Origin of the sequence: Paenarthrobacter sp. AB444, from assembly GCF_028736865.1 — a bacterium.
GTDB lineage: Bacteria > Actinomycetota > Actinomycetes > Actinomycetales > Micrococcaceae > Arthrobacter > Arthrobacter nicotinovorans_B.
The window spans coordinates 673,973-699,419 of record NZ_JAQZBY010000001.1 but is presented as its reverse complement, the minus strand read 5'-3'; the positions used below and the strand labels follow the sequence as shown (position 1 = coordinate 699,419).

The window sequence follows — 25,447 nt, the reverse complement described above, 5'->3', positions numbered from 1 at the left end:
GGGTCTGGGACTGCCAGCGGATGAGGAGGAAATTCCATGGTTGGCGGCGACAAGAACCAAGCCAATGTCGGGAACGGCGCGGAGGAACAGCCGACGTCGGAGACCACCTCGATCAGCATCACGCCAACATGGGACGAGCCAAGCATTGCCCCCAAGTTGGCTCCTGAAGAGCGTGCATCCGTGGACGCCCTCCCGCCGAACTCGGCTTTGCTCATTGCCCACAGCGGTCCCAATGCCGGAGCCCGCTTCCTGCTCGATGCCGACACCACCACTGCTGGCCGGCATCCTGACGCGGACATTTTCCTTGACGATGTCACGGTCTCCCGCAAGCACGTGCAGTTCATCCGCACGGCGTCCGGTTTCGAGCTGGTGGACATGGGCAGCCTCAACGGCACCTACGTCAACCACGACCGCGTTGACCGCGTGCAGCTCAAGAGCGGCAACGAGGTCCAGATCGGCAAGTTCCGGTTGACCTACTACATCAGCCCTGTCCGCCCTGCAGGCCAAGTCTGACGGGGAACCTGCCTGTGGCTATTGCCCAGCCTGACCGTCGCGGACCGCAGGTCCTGAACATCGGGGAAGTCCTGGCGCAGCTCAGCGATGATTTCCCCGAGATGACCGCGTCCAAAATCCGTTTCCTTGAGGAAAAAGGACTCATCAATCCAAAGAGGACCCCTGCCGGCTACAGGCAGTACGCGGACAGCGATGTCGAGCGCCTCCGATTTGTGCTTGCCCTCCAGCGTGACCAGTACCTGCCCCTCAAAGTGATCAAGGACTACCTTGACGCGATTGACCGTGGCGAACGGCCGGAAAACCTCCCGCCGGGTGTTACGGTCTCGCCGAGGGTGGTCTCTGCGGAGATGGCGGCAGAAGTGCAGGGCCGCGCCCGTGCCCTCACGGAGGAGCAACTGCGCGCAGAGTCCGGCGCCAGCGTGCCCCTGCTGGAATCACTCCTGAGCTTCGGCTTGATCTCCCATGTCGGTGGCAAGTTCGATGAGCACGCGCTGCAAGTGGCCAGGGCCTGTGTCCAATTGGAAGGGCACGGCCTGGAGCCCCGGCATCTTCGTCCTTTCCAGGCTGCGGCTGAACGGGAGTTCGGCTTGGTGGAAAGAGCGGTCGCGCCTTTGACGTCCCGGCGTGATGCGGCATCGCAGGCCCGGGCTGCCGAGGCTGCGCGCGAGATCAGCGATCTCTGCCTTACCCTGCACAGGGCCCTGGTCCACGACCGAATCTCGCGGATGGACAGCTGATGATAGAAGTCGAAATCGTCGGAGTACGGATTGAACTGCCGTCGAACCAACCCTTGGTGCTTCTGCGGGAGCTCAACGGTGAACGGCACGTGCCGATCTGGATCGGCACACCCGAAGCCAGTGCCATCGCCCTTGCCCAGCAGGGTGTGGTCCCGCCGAGGCCCATGACGCATGATCTCCTGATCGATGTCGTGGAATCCCTGGGCCACACGATCATCAGCGTGAACATTGTGGCCGTAGAGGACAACATCTTTTACGGGCAGCTCCAGTTCGACGACGGCACGGTGGTCAGTTCGAGGGCGTCGGACGCCCTTGCCCTGGCTTTGCGGGCAAAGTGCCGTATTTGGTGCGCGGATGCGGTCATGGAAGAGGCAGGCGTCCGGATCACCGAACATGATGAGGGCGAAGACTCCGAGCCTGATCCCACCGTGGAGGAAGAGCGTGAAATGCGCCGGTTCCGCGAGTTCCTGGACGACGTTGAGCCTGAAGATTTTGAAGGTTGAGACACCCTCAACCTAAAGTTGAGGGTGAAACTTTCGACACGACAGGATTTTGGGGCCGGGGTCTTTGACCTCGGCCCTTCCCGGGCCTAACGTCGAAGTATCAAGTTCCCGTTGCATACACTGCCCGCGCAAGTCACACTGGAAGGTGCCGACTTGCGGGAATTACACTGCTGCATTTCGTCGTTGTATCAGGGTATGCACCGTCCCCAAGGGAGCTGACAACAAGGAGGTCACGTGAGTCCGAAAGGCGAAGCAGGCGAGCTGAAGCAGTCCTCTGCCGGCATTGCTGCGCCCGCATCCGGCGCCCAAGGTCTACTCTTCACAGAAGATCTTCCCGTGTTGGACGAGGACGCGGGCTACCGCGGCCCGACCGCCTGCAAGGCGGCAGGTATCACGTACCGCCAACTCGACTACTGGGCACGAACGGGTCTCGTCGAGCCGGCAGTCCGCGGAGCGGCGGGCTCAGGGTCGCAACGGCTTTACGGATTCCGGGACATCCTGGTCCTGAAAGTGGTCAAGCGCCTCCTTGATACCGGTGTCTCCCTCCAGCAGATTCGAACCGCGGTTGAACACCTCCGCGAGCGTGGAGTCGAAGACCTTGCGCAGATCACTTTGATGAGCGATGGCGCCAGCGTCTACGAATGTACGTCCGCGGACGAGGTCATTGACCTCGTACAAGGCGGGCAAGGCGTCTTCGGCATAGCCGTGGGGCGCGTATGGCGCGAAGTCGAGGGCAGCCTGGCCGCCCTGCCGAGTGAGCACGCTGCGGAGCAGTCCTTTCCCGACGACGAGTTGAGCAAGCGCCGCGTCGCACGCCGTATCGGTTAGGCATCCGCCCCCTCAAACGTGAAGAAAGCCTCGTCCCTGCCGGGACGAGGCTTTCTTTTGTAGCGGCATGAAATTCCGGTGCCGGTCAGCGTTGGCGGCGGTCCCTGACGGAGCCTTGTCCCTCAAGGAGGCTCTCAAGGAGGGCGTCGAAAAGTTTGGCGGCGTTCTTGGCTGAGTCTCCGGGCCAGTGGTGGACCGAGTGGGCCGCACCCTGGATCTGCTGCCAGTTGGCTTGTTCGGGGATGTGCGGACTCAACAACAGCTCTCCGAACATGGATTCCATTTCGGCCAAGCGGAAGGTGTGCTCGGCCGATCCGCTGCGGACGCGGTTGGCGACGATGCCTGCCGGGGCCAGGTTGGGAGCGAATTCCTGGCGGAACAATTGAATTGCCCTCATTGTCCGTTCCGTACCCGCCACGGAGAAAAGACCCGGTTCGGCCACGAGGACCACGCGGTCACTGGCACTCCAGGCCATGCGCGTCAGTCCATTCAACGAAGGAGGGCAGTCCACCAGAACCAAGTCGTAGTTGGTGGCGCCGGCCAGAACGGCTGACAGCCTGCGGAGGTCGCGGCGGCCAAGGTCCGGCCGGTCGTAGATCCCGGTGAAGGCAGATCCTACGGCGACATCCAACGTGCCGTCGCTGGAGCCGTTGGAAACCCAGCTGCTGCCGGCCACGTTGTCCTGGAGCTTGGCGCGCCGGGGGCTTTTCAGCATTCGGCCGATGTCCTGCTGTCCGCCCGGCTGAACTCCAAGCGCCGTCGTGGCGTCGGCATGGGGATCAAGGTCCACCACCAAAGTAGGGATGCCGGCTGCGAGGGCCGCGGACGCCAGACCGGTGGTCACGGACGTCTTTCCCACTCCACCTTTGAGGCTGCTGATGCTGACTACTTGCACTTGAAAACCCAAAACCTAACGCCGGTTGCCGTATCGCGCTCCTTCGGCTCCGGAATCCCAGGAGCCGGGGCTTGCCGAAGCCCCCACAACATCATATGGTGCTTCGGCGCGGAATCCCGCTTTCTACGCGCCCGGCCCGGGGAATAGAGGAGGTAATAGCACGGCGTCGCTTCGCGCGCACGCATATACCGTCCAGATGACGAATCCATTGTGATGGTTGCCACAAAGATTTGTGTTTGATGCTGGCGGCACTACACACTGTGACCACCGACCGATCCACCCGCAATGATGCAGGAGAAGTATGTTTTCGAAAATTCTGGTGGCCAATCGCGGAGAAATCGCGATCAGGGCGTTTCGCGCTGGTTATGAACTGGGCGCCAAGACCGTAGCCGTCTTCCCGCATGAGGACCGTAACTCGATCCACCGGCAGAAAGCCGACGAAGCTTACCTGATCGGCGAGGTGGGCCACCCCGTCCGTGCCTACCTGGACGTCGAGGAGGTTGTCCGCGTCGCCAAGGAAGCCGGCGCAGACGCCATTTACCCCGGCTACGGGTTCCTGTCCGAGAACCCGGACCTCGCACGCGCCGCGAAAGCGGAGGGCATCACCTTCGTGGGTCCTCCTGCGGAAGTGCTGGAACTGGCAGGTAACAAGGTTGCCGCCCTGGAGGCTGCCCGGAAGGCCGGCGTTCCCGTCCTGAAGTCCAGCAAGCCGTCCAAGGACCTGGACGAACTCATCGCGGCGGCGGAAGAAATCGGCTTCCCCATCTTCGCCAAGGCAGTAGCCGGTGGTGGCGGACGCGGAATGCGCCGCGTGGAGACGCGCGAAGCGCTGCCCGAAGCCCTGCAGTCGGCCATGCGCGAAGCGGACGCCGCCTTTGGCGACCCCACGATGTTCCTTGAGCAAGCCGTGCTTCGCCCCCGCCACATCGAAGTGCAGATCCTTGCCGATGCCGAAGGCAACGTCATGCATCTGTTCGAACGTGACTGTTCGCTGCAGCGCCGCCACCAGAAAGTCGTGGAAATTGCCCCGGCGCCGAACCTGGACGAGAACATCCGCCAGGCGCTCTACCGCGACGCCGTAGCATTTGCCAAAGCGCTGAACTACGTCAATGCCGGAACGGTCGAGTTCCTCGTCGACACTGAAGGTGAGCGTGCCGGCCAGCACGTCTTCATCGAAATGAACCCCCGTATCCAGGTGGAGCACACTGTGACCGAGGAAATCACCGACGTCGACTTGGTGCAGGCCCAGATGCGCATTGCCTCGGGGGAGACCCTGGCAGATCTGGGATTGAGCCAGGAGACCGTGTCCATCAAGGGCGCCGCGCTGCAGTGCCGCATCACCACCGAGGACCCCGCGAACGGCTTCCGCCCGGACGTTGGCAAGATCACCGGTTACCGTTCTGCCGGCGGCGCCGGTGTAAGGCTCGACGGCGGTACCGTCTACTCAGGTGCCGAGATCAGCCCCCACTTTGACTCGATGCTTGTGAAGCTGACCTGCCGCGGCCGTGATTACCCCGCTGCCGTTGCCCGTGCCCGCCGTGGCCTCGCTGAGTTCCGTATCCGCGGCGTCTCCACCAACATCCCGTTCCTGCAGGCTGTTCTTGCAGATCCGGACTTCAACGCCGGCAATGTCGCCACGGACTTCATCGACAAGCGCCCCGAGCTGCTCAAATCCCACATCTCCGCAGACCGTGGCACCAAGCTCCTGACCTGGCTCGCCGATGTGACGGTAAACAAGCCCAACGGTGAGCTGCCCGTCCACACGGATCCCGCCAGCAAGCTGCCGGTAATCGACGGGCCCGTCCCCACCTCGGGCTCGCGCCAGCGTTTGCAGGAGCTCGGTCCGGAGGGCTTTGCCAAGGCCTTGCGTGAGCAGAACGCCCTGGCAGTCACGGACACCACGTTCCGCGATGCCCACCAGTCACTCCTGGCCACCCGTGTCCGCACCCGCGACCTCGTGGCGGCAGGACCGGCCGTGACGGCGCTGCTTCCCGAGCTGCTTTCCGTCGAGGCCTGGGGCGGTGCCACGTACGACGTCGCCCTCCGCTTCCTGGGCGAAGATCCTTGGGACCGTTTGGCAGCGCTGCGCAAGGCCCTGCCGAACACCTGTATCCAGATGCTCCTGCGCGGCCGGAACACCGTCGGGTACACGCCCTACCCGGAAGAGGTGACCGAAGCCTTCGTGAACGAGGCCGCGGCTACCGGCATCGACATCTTCCGTATCTTCGACGCCCTCAACGACGTCAACCAGATGGCCCCCGCCATCCGGGCCGTGCGGGCAACGGGAACGGCCGTGGCCGAGGTGGCCCTCTGCTACACCGGCAACCTCCTGGATCCCAACGAGGACCTCTACACGCTGGACTACTACCTGGACCTGGCCCAGAAGATCGTCGACGCCGGTGCACACATCCTCGCGATCAAGGACATGGCCGGCCTCCTGCGCCCGGCCGCTGCGGCCAAACTGGTCACCGCGCTGCGTGAGCGCTTCGACCTGCCCGTGCACCTCCACACGCACGACACCGCCGGTGGCCAGCTCGCCACGCTCTTGGCGGCCGTCGACGCAGGCGTTGACGCCGTGGACGTGGCTGCTGCTTCCCTTGCTGGAACAACCAGTCAGCCTGCGGCTTCCGCTTTGGTGGCAGCCCTCGCGAACACTCCGCGGGACACGGGCCTCAGCCTGGAAAATGTCGGTGCCATGGAGCCCTACTGGGAAGCCGTCCGACGCGTCTATGCACCGTTTGAATCCGGTCTTCCGGGTCCCACGGGCCGCGTCTACCAGCACGAGATCCCCGGTGGCCAGCTGTCCAACCTCCGCCAGCAGGCAATTGCGCTGGGGCTTGGCGAGCAGTTCGAGGCCATCGAGGATATGTACACGGCAGCCGACCGCATCCTCGGCCGCCTCGTGAAGGTCACACCGTCCTCCAAGGTGGTGGGCGATCTGGCCCTGCACCTTGTAGGCCTCAACGCGGATCCTGCGGACTTCAATGAGAACCCGCAGAACTATGACATTCCGGACTCCGTCATCGGCTTCCTTTCCGGTGAGCTCGGCGATCCTCCCGGTGGTTGGCCTGAGCCCTTCCGTACCAAGGCCCTGCAAGGCCGCAGTGTGAAGGTCCGCGATGTGGAGATCAGCCCCGAGGACAGCGAAGCCCTCAAGGGCGATTCGAAGACGCGGCAGCAGACGCTGAACCGCCTCCTCTTTGCCGGTCCCACCAAGGACTACCTGAAGAGCGTTGAAACCTACGGGAACGTCTCGGTGCTTGACACCCGCGACTACCTTTACGGTTTCCAGCACGGTGAAGAGCACGTCATTGAGCTGGAAAAGGGCGTTCGCCTCATTGCCCAGCTCGAGGCCGTGTCAGAAGCCGACGAGAAGGGCATGCGCACGGTCATGTGTACGCTCAACGGCCAGTCACGCCCGGTAGTTGTCCGTGACCGTTCTGTCGTGAGCAACGTCAAGGCGGCAGAGAAGGCCGACCCCGCCCAGCCTGGGCAGGTCGCCGCACCGTTCGCCGGCGCCGTGACCGTCACCGTCAAGGCAGGTGACACCGTCAAGGCCGGCGACACCGTGGCCACCATTGAGGCGATGAAGATGGAAGCTTCCATTACGACGCCGGTGGCCGGGACGGTTTCGCGCCTGGCCATCTCGGCGGTGGAGCAGGTGCAGGGCGGGGACTTGTTGCTGGTCGTCAGCTAGCAACAAGCACCGCAAAAGGAACCCCTCCCGGACTGAGTCCGGGAGGGGTTCCTTTTTAGTTTCCTGCCTTCGTTCCGGCGATGCCGGCTACGACGCCCGGGGAGCGGAGTACATTTCCTCGATGACTGCGTCAAAGTCCTTCATGACCTGGGCCCGCTTGACCTTCAGGGACGGTGTGAGGTGTCCGGAGGCCTCGGTGAAGTCCGCCGGAACAACACGGAAGGACTTGATGGCCTCGGCCTGGGACACCGACTGGTTTGCCTTGCTGATCAGCTCCTGCACGGCGGCCTTCACGACAGCGTGCCCGCTGGCTTCTTCCAGGGTGGTGCTCGAAGGCAGCCCGTGTCGTTCCAGCCAGCCGGGCAAAGCTTCTTCATCCAGGGTGACCAGCGCGCCGATGAACGGACGGTTGTCGCCTACCACCAGGACCTGTGAGACCAGGGCATCGGAGCGGATCTGGTCCTCCAGCAGGGCGGGCACCACATTCTTGCCGCCGGCCGTAACGATGATTTCCTTCTTGCGGCCGGTGATCTTCAGGAAGCCGTTGCTGTCCAGTTCGCCGATGTCACCGGTGCGGAACCAGCCATCCTCCGTGAACGTCTCTTCGGTGAGGTCCGGGCGCTTGTAGTAGCCGCGCATGACGCAGACGCCCTTGGCGAGGATTTCGCCGTCGTCTGCAATCTTGACCGAGTTCCCCGGCAGGGGAGCCCCTACGGTTCCGATCCTGATCATGGAGGGGGTGTTGACGGAAATGGGAGCCGTGGTTTCGGTCAGTCCGTAGCCCTCAAGGATCTGCAGCCCGATGCCTTGGAAGAAGTGGCCCAGGCGTTCGCCCAGGGGACCGCCACCGGATACCGCATGGGCGACATGTCCACCCATGGCCGCCCGAAGCTTTCCGTACACCAGTTTGTCGAACACAGCGTGCTTGATCTTCAACCCGAGGCCGAGGCGTCCGTCCTGGCGTGCCTTGGAGTACGCGATCGCGGTGTCCACGGCCCGGTGGAAGATGGCGCCCTTGCCGCCATCTTCGGCCTTCGTCAATGCGGAGTTGTACACCTTCTCGAAGACACGCGGGACAGCGAGGATGAACGTGGGCTGGAAGCTCTGGAGGTCGCCCAGCAGGTTCTTGATATCCGGGGTGTGGGCCACCTGGACACCCCCGGCCACAGCCAGGACGGAGATGAAGCGGGCAAAAACGTGGGCCAGCGGCAGGAACATGATGGTCTTGCCGGACTCGTTGATGATCTCCGGCAGGGAGGCCCGCGCATTCTCGGACAGCTCCACGAAGTTGCCGTGCGTCAGCTCGCAACCCTTCGGCCTGCCCGTGGTGCCGGAGGTGTAGATGATGGTGGCCACATCCCGCAGGCCGGCAGCGGAGCGGCGGGACTCAAGTTCGTCGTCGGGAACTCCCGCACCGGCGGCGCGCAGGGCGTCGAGGCCGGCGCCTTCGAGCTGCCACACGTTGGCGACGGAGGCGATGTCTTCGGCGACCACGGCCTGGCGGATGATGTCCTCATGGTGGGCGGACTCGCCGAACGCGGCTACAGCCCCCGAGTCTCCAAGGTTCCAGGCAACCTGCGACGGCGATGACGTTTCGTAGATGGGGACAGAGACGGCTCCGGCAAACCAGATCGCGAAGTCCACCAGGGACCATTCGTAGCGGGTCCTGGACATGATGCCCACCCGGTCGCCCTGGCCGACACCGCTGGCGATGAGGCCCTTGGCCAGCGCCCTGACGTCCTCGAGAAACTCGGTGGCGCGGATGTCCTTCCACTGGCCGCTGCCGTCCAGCTTGGAGAACAGCGGCGGGTTGGAAGCCTTTTCCGCCTCCCGAAGCACGAAGTCCGTGATGTTGGTTTCAGGGGAGATGTTCACGAGGGGAGGAACACTGATTTCACGCACGGTAGCTCCTTTGATATCCACGGGCCGCGAGGGGCTTCTTTTCACTCTAGTATGCCCGCTCGCAGAGGTGTGTTCTATTTCACCTACTCGCGAGTAACTTTACGGATTCAGCATCATTTCAAGCAACTCGGGGACTTCCGGCGCCCTCGATGCCGGGGCGCAGCGGCTGGCGGAATAGGATGAGGGGATGCCCGCATTCCCCTCCAGCACCCGCGTAAACTCCAGGCCCCCGGCCGCCGCATGGAAGGACGTTCCATGGGCTGCCCGGCGAAGCCACCTCGGCCGCAGGGGACTGGCCATAGGGATCGACATCGGGGGCACCAAAGTGGCGGCCGGCGTGGTCGATGCCGAGGGCAGGGTCCTTGCCGAAGCCCGGAGGTCCACTCCCGGGGCCGATCCGCGGGCCGTGGAACAGACCATCGTGGAGCTTGTGGACGAACTGAGCGCCGGTCACCGCGTCGCTTCGGTGGGCATTGGCGCCGCCGGTTGGATGGACCTCGACGGCGGTACGGTGCTGTTCAGCCCGCACCTCGCCTGGCGCAATGAGCCCCTGAGGGCCAGCCTGCAGAAACTGCTCAGGCGTCCGGTCCTTCTGACGAACGACGCCGATGCCGCAGCATGGGCGGAGTGGCGCTTCGGTGCAGGACACGGCGAGAGCCGCCTCGTGTGCATCACCTTGGGTACCGGCATTGGTGGCGCCATGGTGATGGATGGCCGGGTGGAGCGGGGCCGCTACGGTGTGGCCGGCGAATTCGGTCACCAGATCATCTTCCCTGGCGGTCACCGCTGTGAATGCGGCAACCGTGGATGCTGGGAACAGTACGCTTCCGGAAATGCGCTGGGCCGCGAAGCCCGGCAGCTCGTCAGGACCAATTCACCCGAGGGCCGGGCTTTGCTCGAACGTGCCGGAGGGGCCGCGGAGAGCATTACGGGGGCTGCTGTCACAGCGCTCGCCCTTGCCGGCGATGTCACGTCCCGGGAGCTGCTGGCGGACCAAGGTGAATGGCTGGGCCTGGGCCTTGCCAACCTCGCCGCTGCCCTGGACCCGGGCATGTTCGTGATCGGCGGCGGGCTATGCGATGCAGGAGAACTGTTGGCAGGACCTGCCCGCGACTCCTTTGCCAAAAACCTCACAGGGCGAGGATTCCGGCCCATGGCAAGGATTGAACTGGCTGCCTTGGGCCCTCGGGCCGGCATGATTGGTGCCGCGGACCTGTCGCGTGTCAGCGGGAGGACGCACAGCTAAGGCCAGCCAAGGCGTCCTGGACGCCGGCGCTTAGATGCGGGCGCCGTCGTCGTCCTCATTCTTCTCCTGCGGAAGCCTCATGATGAGGAAGACTACCGACGCCACAAAGGCGGCAACGATCCCGAGGATGGCTGCCAGCGGAGCTGAACGCCAGAACATGGCGGTGAAGAGCAGGGCTATGGGACCACCCACAGCACCAACCCATGCCAACATCGTCAAGGGTTCGGTACCGGCAAGGCTCGGCGGCTCCTCGGGGACGAACGGTTCTTCGTCTTCGTCCACCTCAAAGTCACGCGGGCCCAGCGCGCGGCCCTGTTCGTCACCGGCGGCATCGGGCGAAGGCGCGGCAGCAGGCGCCGACAGGCCCAGTGGGTCGAAGTCGCTGAAGCTCTTCCTGACCCCGGCATTCGGCTGGCCGGATTCCGGTTCCGGTTTGTCGGGAGCGGATTGCGTCGCTTCCAGCCGGGCTACCAGATCCTGCCACACGGCGTCGTCGTCCTTGTTGGCGCTCTGGTCGGCTGAGTTGGGATCAGGCCTGTTCATGGGCTGCATCCTTATCGGGGGAGGACCCGTGCCCGGCCAATGCCGCTACGGTCTGGTGGATGAAGTCGACAGTACCGGAGAAGATTTCAGGCGCGTCATTGTCCAGCGTAGCGACGTGATGGCTGTTGTGGAGGTAGTTGATCTCCACCGGGGCCTGCACGCGGGAGCGCAGGAATTCCAGGCTGGCGTTGGAAATGACGTTGTCTACTGTCGACTTGTAGACCCGCACTGGTGCCGTGATGCGCGGCAGGATCATGGCGGTGTTCTTGTACATCTTCTTGAGCTCGTGGGCCGCGGCGACGGGAGTTCGAGCATAGGCGCCTTCGTCCTGGTCCGGTTTGAGGATGTCGTTTGCGATGGCCGGAGTCGTCTTCACCACGTACTTGAGCGCGGCAACAATGACGGCCCGTGGATCGTCCAGCACAAGTCCGGGATTGACCACTATTGTTCCCGCAACCGGCCGCGTGGCTGCTATCCGCAAGGCCAAGGTGCCGCCCATGGACAGTCCCGCAGCGAAGACGTACTCGCATTCGGCCGCCAATTCAAGGTAGGCGTCATCGACCGCGCGGTGCCATTCCTGCCACGAGCGCTTGGCCATATCCTGCCAAGTAGTGCCGTGCCCGGGCAGCAGCGGAAGCCTCACGGCGTAACCGGCAGCGGCCAGGTGCTCAGCCCAGGGCCTCACGCTGTGGGGGCTTCCGGTGAAGCCATGCGACATGACCACACCAACGCGGGGACCAGTTCCGCTCCAGTTGCTAAGGAACGGTGAGAAATCCGGGAGCATTTTCATGATGACTCCGAGGCTACTCTGTGATGGGCATGTTGGCGGAAAAATGCCGCGGATTCTTCGAAAATGGTCGGCGCGTCAACATCCAGGGTGGCCACATGCCCGCTGTGCGGAAGCGTCACAACTTTCAGGCGCGTCGAGTCAATGTGCTTGCGAATGGTATCGACCGAGCTGGGGGGAATTACGCCATCCACCGTCGACTTGAAAACCAGGGTCGGTGCCTTCACATGCGGCAGTCCCCGGGTGGCCGAGCGGAACAGTTTCTTGAGCTCATGCACGGCTTTGAGGGGTGTCTTGGAGTAGTCGCCGTCTTCGGTCAGCACCGGTGCTGCGGAGTCTTCAACGATGGGCTCGGTGGTCCGCATGACGTATTTCAAAGCACCGACGTACTTCACGCGCCGGTCGTAGAAACTCAGGCCCGGATTGACCAGCACCACACCGGGTACGTCGTGAAGGGACGCCAGCCGGAGGACCACGGCTCCGCCCATCGACAGTCCGGCAACGAAGCAGGTTTCCGTGGTGCCCGCGAGTTCCAGGTAGCTGTCTTCGAACGCGTTGTACCAGTCCTGCCACCGGGTTGTGGCCAGATCCTGCCAGCTGGTGCCGTGACCTGGCAAGAGGGGAAGTGTCACAGCAAAACCCTGCGCGGCCAGATACTCAGCCCACGGAAGCATGCTCAAAGGGCTGCCCGTGAAGCCGTGACAGATCGCCACCCCTGTTGAGGCGTTCGGTCCGTGTCCGGCGTAGTGGAAAGCGGTCGCTGCTGGAGGTTTGCGTTCCGTCATGCGTTCCATCGTGTCACTGTTCCGGATATTTCTCACTGGAGTAGGGTTGCAGTTGAGTGCCGGCCGGTGGTGCCGGAAGCATGCCAGCCAACGGCCGTGAGAGGACAAGCGTGTTCTATTGGGTCATGAAGAGGATCTTTCTGGGTCCAATCCTCAAGCTCCTGTTCCGTCCCTGGGTCAAAGGCCTGGACAATGTTCCCGAGAATGGGGCGGCAATCCTGGCATCGAATCATCTGTCCTTCTCGGACTCCATTTTTCTTCCCTTGATGGTCCGTCGTCCGGTGATTTTCCTGGCCAAGTCGGAATACTTCACCGGCAAAGGGCTGAAAGGCCGGCTCACAGCGCTGTTCTTCAGGCTGAGCAATCAGCTCCCCATGGACCGTTCCGGAGGGGCGGCCTCAGAGATGTCGCTGCAGGCGGGCAAGGACGTGCTCACCTCCGGTGGTCTCCTGGGAATCTACCCCGAGGGCACGCGGAGCCCGGATGCCAAGCTCTACCGTGGCAAAGTGGGCGTTGCCAGGCTGGCACTGCAGACCCGCGTCCCAGTGGTCCCCGTTGCCATGATCGGAACCGAAAAAGTCCAACCCATCGGCAAAAGGCTCCCTAACATCCGCCGGATCGGCATCATCTTCGGACAGCCGCTGGACTTCAGCCGCTATTACGGAATGGAAGAGGACCGTGCCGTCCAGAGGGCGGTTACGGACGAAATCATGTATGAACTGATGCGTCTCTCCGGCCAGGAATACGTTGACGAATATGCCGCCGTGGTCAAGGCCAGGTTGGCCGGCAAGGGTCCGGAGCCCCTCCACAAGCTTGAGGGGAAAGAAGACGCTGCGAACGACATCGCGGAGGACAGGGACGAGCCCCGCGCCGACGGCCAGTAAGTGCACGGATACTGTGACGCAAACGGCAGCATCAGTTACGCCGCCAGTGCCTCAACCCTGCCCCGGGCCACTACTCTTGAAGGGTGACTGAGCTTACCGCAAACACCGCACTTCCCACCGCAGATCCACTCGCCAGCACCGCCCAAAGCGGAGCTGCGAACTATCCCGGGCTCGACGCATGGCGTGACCTGCCGATTTCGCAGCAGCCGACGTGGTCGGATGCCGAGGTTTTCAAGGCCTCGGTCAAGGAACTTTCGATCGTTCCGCCGCTGGTTTTTGCCGGAGAGGTTGATGTCCTCAGGGAGCGCCTGGCTGCTGCGGCCCAGGGCAAGGCATTCCTGCTCCAAGGTGGTGACTGCGCGGAAACCTTCGAGGCCGCCACGGCCGACAAGATCAGTGCCCGCGTCAAGACCATCCTGCAGATGGCAGTCGTGCTGACGTACGGCGCCGCCATGCCTGTGATCAAGATGGGCCGCATGGCCGGACAGTTCGCCAAGCCGCGTTCGTCCAATGATGAGACCCGCGACGGCGTGACCCTGCCGGCGTACCGCGGCGACATCGTCAACGGATACGACTTCACCCCTGAATCCCGCGCCCACGACGCCGGCCGGATGTTGCAGGCGTACCACACCTCTGCCTCCACCTTGAACCTGATCCGCGCCTTCACGCAGGGTGGTTTCGCCGATCTCCGCCTGGTCCACCAGTGGAACAAGGGCTTCACCGAGAACCCGGCCCACGCACGTTACGAGTCCCTGGCCCGGGACATCGACCGCGCCATCAAGTTCATGGACTCTTGCGGCGCCGACTTCGAGGCGCTCAAGCGCGTCGAATTCTTTGCCAGCCACGAAGCGTTGCTGCTGGATTACGAGCGCGCCTTGACACGTATCGACTCCCGCACCGGCTTGCCCTACGACACTTCGGCCCACTTCCTGTGGATCGGCGAGCGGACGCGCGAGTTGGATCACGCCCACGTCGACTTCCTCTCCCGTGTGCGCAACCCCATCGGCGTCAAGCTGGGCCCGACTACCAGCGGCGACGACGCCTTGCGCCTCATCGACAAGCTGGATCCGAACCGCGAACCCGGCCGCCTGACCTTCATTACCCGTATGGGCGCGAAGAACATCCGCGAGAAGCTGCCCGCCGTCGTCGAGCGCGTCACGGCCTCCGGCGCCCAGGTCCTCTGGGTGACGGACCCCATGCACGGGAACACGGTGACCTCGCCGAACGGCTACAAGACCCGTAACTTCGATGACGTCATTGATGAAGTCCGTGGCTTCTTCGAAGTACACCACTCGCTGGGTACAGTCCCGGGCGGCCTGCACGTGGAGATGACAGGCGACGACGTCGCGGAATGCCTCGGCGGTGCCGACCCGATCGACCAGGACGCATTCCTGGACCGCTACGAGTCCGTGTGCGATCCGCGCCTGAACCACATGCAGTCGCTGGAGATGGCCTTCCTGGTAGCCGGAGCCCTTTCCAAGCGGTAGGTGCTCGGCCCGAACACACAGCATGAAGGGCGCGGTCCGGGTTTCCCCGGGCCGCGCCCTTATGGTTGCTGCGTGTTTCGTGACCTACACCACGGTGAGCGTAACTACCGAGCCTTCCGGAGCTTCGGTGTTGGCGGGGTTTTGGTCCCGGACGCTGCCGAAGAACCCTCCAAGAATGTTGTTGACCTCTACCTTGAACCCCAGCTTCTCAAGCTCTCTCTTGGCTTCCGTTGCCTGCTTGCCTATGAAGCTTGGGACCTTGACCATCTTTGGTCCCTTCGAGACCGTCAACGTCACCGTCTCACCCTTGATGAGCGTGCCGTTGGCCGGGGCCTGAGAGACCACCGATCCCTTCGGGACGCTCTTGTCGTTGACAGTCTCGGGAGCGATGACAGCCTTCAGCCCGGCATCCTGGATGGCCTTGACGGCCGCGTCCTGCGCCAGCCCACGCACATCAGGGACCGGTATGGGCTGGGGCCCCTTGGAAACCACCAAGGCAACGGGTGTTCCGTGGCGGACTTCCTTGCCTTTGGCGGGGTCCTGGGCGATGACGACCCCCGCCGGAACCTTCTCATCGAACGCCTGGGTGACATTGCCGAGGGCCATTTGTGCTCCATTCAGTGCAGTTTTGGCCTGATCGAGGGTGCCGCCGGTGAGGTCCGGGAGGGGGAACAGCTGGGCTCCCTTGGACACGAAAAGCGTGATGGGCTGAAACTTCCGGACTTCGGCGCCCGACTCCGGTCTGGTGCCCACGGCGAGCCCGGCGAGGACGTCGTCGTCGAAAACGTCTTGGGGTTCAGACTGGAAGCCCGCGGTCCGGAGCAGCTGCTGGGCTTCGGCGACCGTCTTGTTCTTGACATCCGGGACGGTTCCCGGCCCGCCCGGTCCCATGCCGAAGAACCAGCCCGCACTGGCCGCCAACAGCGCAAGAATAACGATCACCACGGTCCAGATGAGACCACGACGACGGGGGTTGCCTTCCCTGAGCGGCCGCACGGGAGTTGCCGCCGCCCGTGCACGGTCCTTGGCCTGCTGCCGTTCGATCCGCTTCAGGTCCCTTTTGCCCGGTGGCCGCGTGTCCACTCCTGCGGCGCCGGCAGGCGCCTGGAAGGAGGGAGCACCGGCGGCCATGATGGTGGTCGGGTTGCTCTGGTGGGAAATGAACTCCGTGGGGGAAGCGGTGGTCGCTATCGCCTCGGTGGCATTGCTGAAAGGATTTGGGGCAACGGTGGCGGCCGTGGATGCGTGGGAAAGGCTCGTGGCGGCCGGCTGCTGGCGGTGGTCAAGTTGCTCGTCGCTGAGCGTCGTGCGGATGTGGCGCAGTTCCGTCAGCAAGGCTGAACCATCAACTGGCCGCTTTTCGGCATCGGCGGCGGTGCACCACTGAACGAGTTCGTTCAGGTCTTCAGCAAGGCCTGGGACGGCTTCCGAGGGACGGCCAACAGCTGAGTTCACATGCTGGTACGCCACCTGGATCGGGGAATCGCCGCTGTACGGTTGTTTGCCCGTCAGCATTTCGTAGAGCATGATTCCGGCCGAATAGATGTCGCTGCGGGCATCGGCCGGCTGACCAAGGACGAGCTCGGGAGCCAAGTAGGCCACGGTGCCTATCAGGGCGCCGGTGCTGGTGTTTGCCGAGATTGCCCTGGCCAGGCCAAAGTCGCCCACCTTGATCCGGCCGTCGTGCGCGATAAGCACGTTCTCAGGTTTGATGTCGCGGTGAATCAGCCCGGAGTTGTGGGCGGCGGCCAGGCCCTCGATCACCGGATCAATGAGAGCCAGAGCCAGGCGTGGAGGCAGGGCTCCTTGTTTGTTCAGGACATCACGGAGGGTGTGTCCCTTCACGTACTCCATGACGAGGTAGGCAATGTGGGCGTCCTCGCCCTGGTCGAGGACGCCAACAATATGAGGGTGGGAGAGGCTCGCTGCGGCTTTTGCTTCGCGGCTGAGCCGTTCCAGGAACGTTTGATCGTTGGCAAGATGCGGGTGCAGGACCTTCAGTGCCACATCGCGTTCCAGGCGCCTGTCCGTTGCCAGGTAGACGGTGGACATCCCGCCCTTTGCCAGGCGGGATCGGACCACGTAGCGCCCGTCCACGGTGGTCCCGATGAGGTGGTCCTGCATTGGTTCTTGCACCCTACGATCCTAATCGAGACTGCGGAAGGGGCCCGAATCCCCTATGGATGCGGGCCCCTTCCGAGGTACGGGACAGGCCTAGCCGAACGTGCGCTGACGTGCCTTGATGGACTCGACATAACGCTTGGTGTCCTCGTACATGCCGTACTTGCTCACCGAGTACTGGCCTTGGTAGTAGCCGGCAATGGCAGTATCCAGATCCTTGCTCGTGGCCACCAGTGCCCGGATGATCGCGACGCCTGCCGTGGCGTTGTCGTAGGGATCCAACAGGTTCAGCTTTCGCCCGACCAGATCGGAGGCCCACTGGCCCGATGACGGAATGACCTGCATGGTGCCGATGGCGTTGGCCGGGGAAACGGCCCGCTGGTCGAATCCGGATTCCTGTTCGGCAAAGGCCAGTGCCAGTGACGGGCTGACCCCCATCCGCCGTGCAGTATCTGCCACGATGGTCTTCATTTCAGCGCGGCTCGGTACGGGGGAAGCGTTGAGCAGTGCCTTGTTCTCGTTGGCAGAGCTGACAACGGCCGGGGGATAGGTGAAGCCAAGGAAAGTGCTGGGAACCAGGGGTTTTGTGTCGCCTGCGGGCTGCAGGCTGTTACCCGGGATGCTCAATTTCTGGCCCGGGTAGATGACCGTGCTTGCGGTCACGTTATTGGCCGACATGAGTGCGGACAGCGAGACACCCAACCGCGAGGCGATGGAGCTGAGGGTGTCGCCGGCCTTGATGGTATAGGAGCCCGTGCTCGCCAGAGGAGCAGGTGCGGGTGCTGGCGCCGGGGCAGGAGTTGCAGGTGCTGACGGCGCTGATCCGCCGCTGACCTTGATCTTTTGGCCGGGGTAGATGATGGAGCTTCCGTTGAGGTTGTTCCAGCTGAAAATGCTCGACAAGGGAACCCCGTGCTTGGCCGCGATGCCACCGAGCGTATCTCCGGAGACCACGGTGTACACGGTGGCGGTGCTGGTGGAGCCGGATGCCGCCGGGGCGCTGGGCGCGGGGGCCGCCGGTGCCGTGCCGCTGAGCTTGATGCTCTGCCCGGGATAGATGAGCGTCGTGGGGGTCAGGTTGTTCAGCTGGAGTACTGCGGAAGTATCCAGGTTGAACCGTCGGGCGATCGCACTGATGGTGTCGCCGCGGACCACGGTGTAGCTGGCCGGCACCGCAGGTGCCAGGGGGCGGAGTGCCGCTGGGAGGGTAGCGGGAACCGCCTGGGCGGGGATCACGGTACCCGCTGCGGCAGCCTGCGCCTCCATGGCAGCCACCAAGGTGGCGGGAAGCTTGCGGGGTTGGGGTGCGGGCGCTGCGACGGACGGTTGAGCCAGCGCGAGCGACGACAAAACCACGGCGGGAAGCGCAGCCGTGGTTGCCGCGATAACGGGCATGCTCATGGTTCGTTTCGGCGAGCGGGTCGTCGTCATGAAAGAGTCCTCATCTCAAACAGCGGGGTTGATTGTTAACGCTGTTGTCAGTGTTGCCAATGTTACTGATGTTATCAATGGTGCAAGTGTGATCAGTGTGAATCTCTCACACTTATTGACCCGACACAACAAATCCAGTCAAGGAAGATTGCCGAAACCATTTATTGATGCCGGAATTGGGGGATTCGGGCGCGTCCGGATCGTGCCTTTGGATCCCCGGCTAGGCGCGGGGCGGGGCGGCGTGGCAACCTTGATCCGTGAGTAATGTAGAAAGCCTTGTTTCCGAGTGGTTGCCGCTTCCGGATGTTGCCGAGCTGCTGGACGTTTCCATCACCAAAGTCCACGGACTGTTGGATGAGCGCGCGATTGTCGCCATCAGGCAGGGGGAACGGAATATCCGCTCCATCCCCGCCCTGTTTATACAAGACGGGCACGTTGTCGACAGTCTTAAGGGCACCATCGCGGTGCTCAGCGACGCCGGCTATAACGACGAAGAATTGATCATCTGGCTGTTTACTCCCGATGAATCCCTGCGCGGACGCCCCATCGACGCCCTGCGTGAAGGCCGCAAAACAGAGATCAGGCGCCGCGCCCAGTCTCTGGCCTGGTAATTGCGTCTGCGTGGTTCAGGAAAAACAAAGACATAAAACGACGACGACGACGGCGGTCCCCAACCGCCGTCGTCGTCTTGTCATTGCCTCGCCCGGACCGCCCGACAGAAGCCGGCTTCCGTCTCAGGCAGCGCGGCTGACCGCCGCTTCAGCTAGCTGTCCCAGTGCCAAAAGTGGAACCTCATCCAAAGGCAGCCGTTCCAGGGCTTCAAAGGCATCCGTGCTCAACTGCGCAATCAGGGCTTCGGTGGCGTCCAAGGCGCCGCACTCGACCATCAGGTGACGGATCCGCTCGACGTCCTCCGCTCCGAGATCAGGGTTTCCCAGCATGCGGTCCAGAAGGGCGGCCTCCGATGCCGTGGCCTGGTTCAGGGCAAAACCCACGAGCACTGTGCGTTTGCCTTCCCGCAGGTCGTCGCCGGCAGGCTTGCCGGTTGTTGCGGGGTCGCCGAAGACTCCCAGGACGTCGTCCCGCATCTGGAAGGCCTCACCGAGGGGCAGCGAAAAGCTCGAGTAGGCCTTGAGCAGATCGCTGGGAGCGCCGGCCAGAGCGCCGCCCAAAGCGAGCGGATGCTCTGTGGAGTACTTGGCAGACTTGTAGCGAATGATGGACCTGGCCCTGTCCACGGAGCCGGCGTGGTCACGGACCGGGCCAGCCACCTCCTCGAGGATGTCAAGGTATTGACCGGCCATGACCTCAGCCCGCATCACGTTGAAGATCCGTCGGGCCGGGCTGCCCGAGGCTGCGCGGGATCCGATGTCAGTGAACGCTTCTTCGCTGAACGAGAGGCAGAGGTCACCGGTCAAGATGGCTGCGGCGTCGCCAAAGTGCTCGCTGTCCAGGGCCCATCCATTGCTTTCATGGAGGTGGCTAAAGCGCTTATGCACGCTGGGGCCGCCCCGGCGGGTATCGGAGCGGTCGATGATGTCGTCGTGGATCAGGGCTGCTGCCTGGAAGAGTTCCAGGGCGCAGCCAGCGGTGACGATGTCGGCGTCGTCTGCGAGCCCACCGGCGCCGCGCCAGCCCCAGTAACACATCAGGGCCCTTAGCCGTTTGCCCCCTGTGACCAGGGTGGATATGGAGCCGATGAGGGGGGCGACATCCGGTGAAACCGTGGCCATGACGTCCCGCTGCTCCGCAAGGAAGCCGTTTAGCCTGGCGGAGACGCCCTCGATGAAACGGGCCTGTTCGGAGGCCACGAAAGAATCAGGCGTCACTTGATGGACCCGGCCGCCACGTTGGCGCCGATGGTGAAGGTTGAGACGCCTTCCTTCTGCGTGATGGAAACGTTCACTGTCTCCCCGTCACCGCGGATGAAGTCCAACGACGTGACATTTCCCACGGCCTCGGGCCCGGGGACCAGCTTGAAGCCCTGGGCTTCCAGGGAGGTCTTGTAGTAGTCCACCACACCCTGCGGAGGCGCTTTGATTGTTCCGACAAGCGCCACTGTCGCGAGTGAAGCATTCTTGTCGAAGCTGCTGGATCGTACCGACGTCTTGGGCATGACGGGAATCAGCTGCTCGGGGAATCCGGGAACCAGTGCGTTGACCGTGGCCGTGGCATTCGGGTCGGGAGTGCTGGACTCCGTGAAACCGGTGGTCTCAGGAGAAGGGGTGCTGCTGGCCTGGGAGGCAGTGGCGGACGGTGACGGCGCAGAGGTGGACGAGGAAGTGCCGGTGGGCGATGGTGCGGCCGAACTGCCGGGTGATGGCGTGCATGCGGAGGCCGCCACTGCGACACTGACTGCGAGCAGGGCAAACCCTCGCGACTGAGGAGTTCCAAAGAGCTTCACAGGGTATCCTTCCTGGGGCTGAGCCTGACATTGCCTCCAGTTTAGTCAGTGCCCGGGCATAGTATTGCCGTTGTGAGGCAGGAAGCACCCGGCAGCGAGTCAAGCGCCGGCCAGAGTCCAGCCCGCAGTGCTGGAGATGCCCTGCGGGAAATGCGGCGAACCAGCATCCTGCATGTGGACATGGACGCCTTCTTTGTTTCCGTGGAACTCCGGAGCAGGCCTGAGTTGCGCGGCAAGCCGGTGATTGTGGGATTCCCCGCCGAGCGTTCCGTGGTTCTGTCCGCTTCCTACGAAGCGCGTGCCACAGGGGTAAAATCCGCCATGCCGATGTCCATTGCGATGCGGCGGTGCCCCGCTGCCGTAGTCATCAATCCCCGGCACAGTGTGTACTACGAGGTCTCGGGGCAGCTCATGGAGATCTTCGCCTCCATCACGGACCTGGTGGAGCCCCTCAGCGTGGATGAAGCGTTCCTGGATGTCGGTGGGGCTATCCGTCGGTTGGGTTCGCCGTTGGACATCGGCCAGCTGATCAGGCGACGGGTCCACTCGGAGTTGGGGATCACCGCTTCGGTCGGGATTGCCGGCAGTAAATTCGTGGCCAAGATCGCCTCCACCCGGTGCAAACCCGATGGCATCCTGCAGATTGACGCCGACGATACCCTTGCGTACCTTCACAGCCTTCCCGTCAGTGCGCTGTGGGGCGTAGGCGGCAAGACCGGTGAGGTCCTGGCGCGCATGGGGATCCGAACGGTTGCCGACGTCGCTGCCACTCCTTTGTCCTCACTAAAGAAGGTCCTTGGTGCAAGTGGCGAACACGTGCACCGGCTTTCGATGGGTATCGACCCCCGGCCTGTAACACCCACCCGGCTTGAGAAGAGCATTGGCGCGGAAGAGACCTTTTCCGTTGACACAGCCGATGATGCCTTGCTGCACAGGGAGCTGTTGCGGTTGTCCCACCGCACTGCCAGCCGGCTTCGGAGCTCCGGCATGCTTGCCCGGACTGTTGCCTTGAAACTGCGCTACGCCGATTTCTCCACCGTCTCGCGCAGCCGGACGTTGCACACTCCCGTCGACAGTGCCCAGCTGATCTACCAGGTGGCGGTGCAACTCCTGGAGTCACTTGGCACCCGTGCCATGAGCGTCCGCCTGGTGGGTGTCAGGGCCGAGCAACTGGAACCGGCCGGCCAGACGTCGATGCAATTGAGCCTGGACCGCCGGGATGACAACTGGCGTGCGGCCGAGCAGGCCTTGGACCGGGTTTCACAGCGGTTTGGATCCAAGACTCTGCTTCCTGCCCGGCTCCTGGAACCGGGCAAGCCTGCCTCTGATCGTTGACCCCTGCGACGCTCACTGTGACCTTGGTCCCGCATGGTCCCGGGCGTCTTTCAGAACAGCCCGCGACAAACTATCCTATTTATTACAGAGATTTAGATCGTCTGGACAAACTGTTTCCTGAACAGTCGGCCCTGGGATGCCCGCTGAACCAAGAGGGTATTTTGGGAACGAAATTCTTGGTCCGATCGTTGGGGTAAGCAGACGCACAGAAGGCGTTGTGTCCAGACGCTGGCTGACTAAAGGAGGTCGCGATGCCCCTCTCGGAGCACGAACAGAAGCTGCTTGAGCAACTCGAAAAGCAACTTCACGAGGACGATCCGAAGTTTGCCAACACCATGGGTTCGGATCCCATCCGCAGCTGGTCAACCCGGCACGTCATCATTGGCGTCCTCGGTGCGATTGCCGGCATTCTTCTCCTGCTCGTTGGCGTTTCGCTGCAGGCGATTCCAGTGGGTGTCCTCGGCTTCATTGTCATGGGTGCTGGCGTGTACTTCGCAACGTTGCGAGGATCGGCTTTCGGAAAAGCCGGCAAGGGAAAACCTGCGAAGTCCAAGCCCAAGAGCACATTCATGAGCAGCCTCGAAGAGCGCTGGGATGAACGGCGCCGCGACGACCACTGACGGAGCAAAGCGCTCCTGACCAGGGGAGTGGACGCCGCATGAGTTGTCAGCCGTCATCGGGCGTGCCCTGAATGGCTCCTAAACACCTAAATACTGACCTCCTTAATCAAAGGGCCCGTTTCCGCGGGTCCTTTTGCTGTTAAGGGCAGGGCTTCCATCCCTCCACTTCCCACCACTGTCTCCACTTTCCTCCCGATAACCGCACGATTTCGGTTCCCGGCTGTTCCCGGCGCCCTTTTCCGGGCAGGATTCGACGGCGGCGGCGCCCCCGACCGTAGGGGCCTCCACATCGCTCCACCCGGGCACATCCGCGTCAATCCGCCCTTGCTGAATGTCAATGTGGTGGAGAAACGCCCATGTTTGCGTTGACTGTGGTGCGTTGTGGAGTAAAGTGGAGCGCATAAGAGGGTAGTGGCAGTGTTGGGTATGTGCGGGCACCTTGACTGAGGGGCGGTGGGGCCAGTGTTTCTGGGCACTCACTCGCCTCGTCTGGACGAAAAGGGCCGGATCATACTTCCCGCCAAGTTCCGCGAGGAGCTGGCAGAGGGCTTGGTTCTCACAAGGGGCCAGGAGCGCTGCATCTACGTCTTCAGCCAGAAGGAATTCGAACGTATTCACGAGTCGATGCGGGAGGCGCCGTTGTCCTCCAAGCAGGCACGTGACTACATCCGGGTCTTTCTGTCAGGAGCCTCTGATGAAGTACCTGACAAGCAGGGGCGTGTGACGATTCCGCCGGCGCTCCGTGCATACGCAGGCTTGGGGCGGGAACTGGCGGTAATTGGTGCCGGAACCCGGGCCGAGATCTGGGATGCCGAAGCTTGGAATGAGTACCTCAACGAGAAGGAAGCAGCCTTCTCGGAAACGGATGACGACAATCTGCCCGGGTTTATCTGACCGGTCAGAGGAAGCACCATCGCTTCTTGAATGGGATCTCCAGCCGCCCATCGAACAGTCTTCCTGGCTCAACTTCCCCTGAGCCAGGCCGGCCGGACGATAGGCGCGGATGGGGATCCGATTCAAGAATCACCATGCACGTAACTGAGGAAAGAGGAGGCAGCGTGGAAGAGCAGGACGCGGCAAAGCCCACATCTGAGCGTCACGTGCCCGTCCTGAAAGACCGCTGCATCAACCTGCTCGCTCCCGGTTTTGAAGCCGCAAGGAGTCGTGGAGAGACTCCCGTTGCCATTGATGCGACCCTCGGCATGGGAGGGCACTCCGAAGCGATGCTGCAGCGCTTCCCAGATCTCCACCTGGTCGGCATCGACCGGGATGAGGAAGCATTGTCGCTGGCCGGCGCCCGCTTGGAACCCTTTTCGCAGCGCACGGACCTGGTTCACGCCGTGTATGACGAAATCGAGGACGTGCTGGCTGACCTCGGCATCCCGGAGGTCCATGGAATCCTGATGGACCTCGGGGTTTCTTCCTTGCAGCTGGATGAACGCGAGCGTGGTTTCGCCTATTCCTACGACGCTCCTTTGGACATGCGTATGGACACGAGCCGTGGGCAGACTGCCGCCGACGTCGTGAACACGTACAGCGAGGAAGACCTGGTCCGCATCATCCGCAAATGGGGTGAGGAAAAGTTCGCAGGACGGATCGCCAACAGGATCGTCAACGCCAGGGTTGAGAAACCGTTTGCGACTACCGGTGAGCTGGTGGAACAGATCCGAAGCGTAGTCCCGGCGGCTGCGGCAAAGAGCGGCGGACACCCGGCCAAGCGCACGTTCCAGGCCCTGCGCATTGAGGTCAACGAAGAACTCGATGTCCTGGAGCGAGCAGTACCGGCCGCAGTAGCTTCCACGGCCCTGGGCGGACGCATCGTGGTCATGTCTTACCACTCCCTGGAAGACAAGATCGTGAAATCCGTCTTCCAAAAGGGCTCCAAATCCTCGGCCCCGCTCGGGTTCCCCGTGGAGCTGGAAGAACACAAAGCTGAACTGAAGACCATCACCAAAGGGACGGAAGTGCCCACGGCGGCCGAAATCGCCGAGAACCCCCGGGCAGCCTCCGCTCGCCTGAGGGCCGTCGAACGCATCAAACCGAGGAGAGACGCATGAGCAACGCCGCAGCGAGGACTTTGCCCTCCGTGGTGGGCAACACCGCCCGCGCCCTTCCGGCTCCCGCTGGCAAACCTGATGGTGCACGCAGGACGCGCACGCCGCTGTCCGTGGTACGCAGCGCCCCGGGCCGGCGCAGGACCCCTTTTGTGGTTCTGTGCTTCGTCGCCATGGCCGCGGCGCTCCTGACGGTCCTTGTACTGAACATCTCCGTGTCCACAGCGCAGTACCAGTTGGTGCAGCTCAAAGCACAGGCCGCGACGCTCAACAAGGAAAACCAGGACCTGACACAGAAGAAGCAGAACTACGAAGCTCCCCAGAATCTGGCAGCCAAGGCTACAGAATTGGGAATGGTACCTTCCACCGTCAAAGGCCAGATTGACCTGAACACGATGACAGTGACCGGTAAGGCGACTCCCGCAGTCAAGGGCGAGAACCCTGGTGCTGTTCTGGCTCCACCCGCCGTGGGAGGCGTCCTTGACGTTGTTCCCTCGGTGACCACCAAGGATCCGCTGGAGAACCTCAAGCCAGTTACACCCGCAGCGCCGGCAGCGCAGGCAACCACGCCGACTGCACCGGCATCCCCGGCAGCGACACCGCCGGTGGATCTTCATGGAGGGTCGGTCCCGGCCCCCCAGCAGAAGACACCCGGGCAATAGTCCATCCGTCCAC

23 protein-coding genes are annotated in these 25,447 nt (G+C 63.0%); 14 read left to right on the top strand and 9 right to left on the bottom strand.

From position 1 onward, the window contains the following. The first annotated feature begins 36 nt into the window (after window positions 1–36). The 4 genes from PQ627_RS03170 to PQ627_RS03155 all read left to right on the top strand — a co-directional run bounded on the left by PQ627_RS03170 (window position 37) and on the right by PQ627_RS03155 (window position 2,581). A complete protein-coding gene (locus PQ627_RS03170; RefSeq protein ID WP_144662597.1) occupies window positions 37–513 on the top strand; it encodes an FHA domain-containing protein in 477 nt (158 codons plus the stop codon). A gap of 20 nt (window positions 514–533) precedes the next feature. Next, window positions 534–1,250, top strand: a complete 717-nt coding sequence (gene ftsR, locus PQ627_RS03165; protein WP_274258344.1) for a transcriptional regulator FtsR — start codon at window positions 534–536, stop codon at window positions 1,248–1,250. Further along, window positions 1,250–1,753 carry a bifunctional nuclease family protein gene (locus tag PQ627_RS03160; protein ID WP_144662596.1) on the top strand — a complete coding sequence of 168 codons (504 nt, stop codon included), beginning with the start codon at window positions 1,250–1,252 and terminating at the stop codon, window positions 1,751–1,753. The genes ftsR and PQ627_RS03160 overlap by 1 nt, the downstream gene beginning before the upstream one ends. A 234-nt stretch (window positions 1,754–1,987) precedes the next feature. Continuing rightward, window positions 1,988–2,581, top strand: coding sequence for a MerR family transcriptional regulator (locus tag PQ627_RS03155; RefSeq protein WP_011774391.1), 594 nt, complete (start codon window positions 1,988–1,990; stop codon window positions 2,579–2,581). A gap of 85 nt (window positions 2,582–2,666) precedes the next feature. Here the strand turns inward: PQ627_RS03155 and PQ627_RS03150 are convergent, their stop codons facing one another. After that, complete coding sequence (locus PQ627_RS03150; protein ID WP_144662595.1) at window positions 2,667–3,476, bottom strand: ParA family protein; 810 nt, start codon at window positions 3,474–3,476, stop codon at window positions 2,667–2,669. 301 nt (window positions 3,477–3,777) lie between these two features. On the opposite strand from PQ627_RS03150, the gene PQ627_RS03145 reads away from it, so the two are divergent. Then, the gene (locus PQ627_RS03145) at window positions 3,778–7,173 is read left to right on the top strand and encodes a pyruvate carboxylase (protein WP_274258292.1); all 3,396 of its coding nucleotides are present in this window, start codon (window positions 3,778–3,780) and stop codon (window positions 7,171–7,173) included. Between the two features lie 87 nt (window positions 7,174–7,260). On the opposite strand, the gene PQ627_RS03140 is transcribed toward PQ627_RS03145, so the two are convergent. Next, window positions 7,261–9,075, bottom strand: coding sequence for an AMP-dependent synthetase/ligase (locus PQ627_RS03140; protein ID WP_274258291.1), 1,815 nt, complete (start codon window positions 9,073–9,075; stop codon window positions 7,261–7,263). 187 nt (window positions 9,076–9,262) lie between these two features. Between PQ627_RS03140 and PQ627_RS03135 the strand changes: the two genes are divergently transcribed. After that, complete coding sequence (locus PQ627_RS03135; protein WP_274258290.1) at window positions 9,263–10,321, top strand: ROK family protein; 1,059 nt, start codon at window positions 9,263–9,265, stop codon at window positions 10,319–10,321. A gap of 30 nt (window positions 10,322–10,351) precedes the next feature. Here PQ627_RS03135 and PQ627_RS03130 read toward each other — a convergent pair whose 3' ends face one another. From PQ627_RS03130 to PQ627_RS03120, 3 genes are read right to left on the bottom strand one after another with little or no spacing between them, the layout of a single operon-like run. Then, window positions 10,352–10,864 carry a hypothetical protein gene (locus PQ627_RS03130; protein WP_274258289.1) on the bottom strand — a complete coding sequence of 171 codons (513 nt, stop codon included), beginning with the start codon at window positions 10,862–10,864 and terminating at the stop codon, window positions 10,352–10,354. Beyond that, the gene (locus tag PQ627_RS03125) at window positions 10,851–11,654 is read right to left on the bottom strand and encodes an alpha/beta hydrolase (RefSeq protein ID WP_274258288.1); all 804 of its coding nucleotides are present in this window, start codon (window positions 11,652–11,654) and stop codon (window positions 10,851–10,853) included. The genes PQ627_RS03130 and PQ627_RS03125 overlap by 14 nt, the downstream gene beginning before the upstream one ends. Continuing rightward, window positions 11,651–12,436, bottom strand: a complete 786-nt coding sequence (locus tag PQ627_RS03120; protein ID WP_274258287.1) for an alpha/beta hydrolase — start codon at window positions 12,434–12,436, stop codon at window positions 11,651–11,653. Before PQ627_RS03120 ends, PQ627_RS03125 begins: the two co-directional genes overlap by 4 nt. 110 nt (window positions 12,437–12,546) lie before the next feature. Here PQ627_RS03120 and PQ627_RS03115 point away from each other — a divergent pair, with 110 nt between their 5' ends. Together PQ627_RS03115 and PQ627_RS03110 are read left to right on the top strand one after the other, a co-directional pair. Continuing rightward, window positions 12,547–13,320, top strand: a complete 774-nt coding sequence (locus PQ627_RS03115) for a lysophospholipid acyltransferase family protein (RefSeq protein ID WP_274258342.1) — start codon at window positions 12,547–12,549, stop codon at window positions 13,318–13,320. Window positions 13,321–13,403: 83 nt separating this feature from the next. Beyond that, window positions 13,404–14,807, top strand: a complete 1,404-nt coding sequence (locus PQ627_RS03110; protein ID WP_144662588.1) for a class II 3-deoxy-7-phosphoheptulonate synthase — start codon at window positions 13,404–13,406, stop codon at window positions 14,805–14,807. A gap of 84 nt (window positions 14,808–14,891) precedes the next feature. Here the strand turns inward: PQ627_RS03110 and pknB are convergent, their stop codons facing one another. Both pknB and PQ627_RS03100 read right to left on the bottom strand, forming a co-directional pair. Continuing rightward, window positions 14,892–16,931, bottom strand: coding sequence for a Stk1 family PASTA domain-containing Ser/Thr kinase (gene pknB, locus PQ627_RS03105; RefSeq protein ID WP_274258340.1), 2,040 nt, complete (start codon window positions 16,929–16,931; stop codon window positions 14,892–14,894). Window positions 16,932–17,021: 90 nt separating this feature from the next. Then, the gene (locus tag PQ627_RS03100) at window positions 17,022–18,359 is read right to left on the bottom strand and encodes a lytic transglycosylase domain-containing protein (protein WP_274258286.1); all 1,338 of its coding nucleotides are present in this window, start codon (window positions 18,357–18,359) and stop codon (window positions 17,022–17,024) included. A 257-nt stretch (window positions 18,360–18,616) separates the two neighbouring features. Between PQ627_RS03100 and PQ627_RS03095 the strand changes: the two genes are divergently transcribed. Further along, window positions 18,617–18,970, top strand: a complete 354-nt coding sequence (locus PQ627_RS03095; RefSeq protein WP_144662586.1) for an Rv2175c family DNA-binding protein — start codon at window positions 18,617–18,619, stop codon at window positions 18,968–18,970. 123 nt (window positions 18,971–19,093) lie between these two features. Here PQ627_RS03095 and PQ627_RS03090 read toward each other — a convergent pair whose 3' ends face one another. Together PQ627_RS03090 and PQ627_RS03085 are read right to left on the bottom strand one after the other, a co-directional pair. Continuing rightward, the gene (locus PQ627_RS03090; protein WP_274258285.1) at window positions 19,094–20,188 is read right to left on the bottom strand and encodes a polyprenyl synthetase family protein; all 1,095 of its coding nucleotides are present in this window, start codon (window positions 20,186–20,188) and stop codon (window positions 19,094–19,096) included. After that, on the bottom strand, window positions 20,185–20,763 hold the full coding sequence (locus tag PQ627_RS03085; protein WP_274258284.1) for a hypothetical protein: 579 nt from the start codon (window positions 20,761–20,763) through the stop codon (window positions 20,185–20,187). The genes PQ627_RS03090 and PQ627_RS03085 overlap by 4 nt, the downstream gene beginning before the upstream one ends. A 72-nt stretch (window positions 20,764–20,835) precedes the next feature. Between PQ627_RS03085 and dinB the strand changes: the two genes are divergently transcribed. From dinB to PQ627_RS03060, 5 genes are all read left to right on the top strand, one after another. Further along, on the top strand, window positions 20,836–22,098 hold the full coding sequence (gene dinB, locus PQ627_RS03080) for a DNA polymerase IV (protein WP_144662583.1): 1,263 nt from the start codon (window positions 20,836–20,838) through the stop codon (window positions 22,096–22,098). Window positions 22,099–22,349: 251 nt separating this feature from the next. Then, a complete protein-coding gene (locus tag PQ627_RS03075; RefSeq protein ID WP_144662582.1) occupies window positions 22,350–22,718 on the top strand; it encodes a DUF3040 domain-containing protein in 369 nt (122 codons plus the stop codon). Between the two features lie 462 nt (window positions 22,719–23,180). Next, window positions 23,181–23,612: a division/cell wall cluster transcriptional repressor MraZ gene (mraZ, locus tag PQ627_RS03070; RefSeq protein ID WP_026542500.1), complete on the top strand. Its 432-nt coding sequence runs from the start codon at window positions 23,181–23,183 to the stop codon at window positions 23,610–23,612. Between the two features lie 134 nt (window positions 23,613–23,746). Beyond that, window positions 23,747–24,775 carry a 16S rRNA (cytosine(1402)-N(4))-methyltransferase RsmH gene (gene rsmH / locus PQ627_RS03065; RefSeq protein ID WP_186313660.1) on the top strand — a complete coding sequence of 343 codons (1,029 nt, stop codon included), beginning with the start codon at window positions 23,747–23,749 and terminating at the stop codon, window positions 24,773–24,775. Continuing rightward, a complete protein-coding gene (locus PQ627_RS03060) occupies window positions 24,772–25,434 on the top strand; it encodes a hypothetical protein (RefSeq protein ID WP_274258283.1) in 663 nt (220 codons plus the stop codon). Before rsmH ends, PQ627_RS03060 begins: the two co-directional genes overlap by 4 nt. Window positions 25,435–25,447 lie beyond the last annotated feature (13 nt).